The sequence below is a fragment of the Flavobacterium flabelliforme genome (genome assembly GCF_017948675.1).
In the GTDB taxonomy this organism is placed as follows: domain Bacteria; phylum Bacteroidota; class Bacteroidia; order Flavobacteriales; family Flavobacteriaceae; genus Flavobacterium; species Flavobacterium pygoscelis.
Genome location: NZ_JAGFBU010000032.1, coordinates 1 through 676 on the forward strand (window position 1 = coordinate 1; position 676 = coordinate 676).

Below are 676 nucleotides of genomic sequence, written 5' to 3' on the forward strand. Positions count from 1 at the left end.
GGTTGGGGACTTTTGAAACCGAGTATTTTCGGCTTAACGTAAATGTAGTGAAAAAACGCTAATTCCACTAAAACCCCAATCTCGCCAAACGGCTGTTAGCCGACGTTTTTTTTAATACGTTATAAATTAAATTTGGTATTTTAAGTTTTGTCAAAAAATCATTATTTCCAATTATTTCTAAAAAATTATTTGGCTCGAATCCTTCTGTTATTTCATATTCAGTTTTAAAATCCAAATAATCCATTCCAATTGAACTTAAATACTTACCCGCATAACTTTTCTTGTCAGATAATAATGCAAAAATTATATGTTCAGATTTGATTTCATTGAGATTGTAAATCCAAGCATAATATTTTGAGCCTTTTAAAGCTTTTTCAAATTCTTTAGTCAAAAAATAATTTTCGAAATATTTTTTTTCGATTTCCATCATAGATTTCTGCAATTCTATAAATTCCCATTTCTTTTTTCTAAAAATTACATTTGGAAAGTTATCAGTTTTCAACAAAGCTAAAATAAAATGATACGATGACAAATGGTCTGAACCCAATTCTATTGCTAAACTTCTGCAATCTTTCAAAATAATTTCAATTTCTTTATTAAATTCCATTTATGATTTTAAAATAGTATTGTTTTTAGTACGATTTTTCGGTAAAATGTCGGCTAACGTCTTGGCGCT

1 protein-coding gene is annotated in these 676 nt (G+C 27.7%); it reads right to left on the reverse strand.

Going from position 1 to position 676, the window contains the following annotated elements:
* Window positions 1-67: 67 nt before the first annotated feature.
* Window positions 68-607 carry a Clp protease N-terminal domain-containing protein gene (locus J3S90_RS15745; RefSeq protein WP_210646980.1) on the reverse strand — a complete coding sequence of 180 codons (540 nt, stop codon included), beginning with the start codon at window positions 605-607 and terminating at the stop codon, window positions 68-70.
* Between the last annotated feature and the right edge of the window lie 69 nt (window positions 608-676).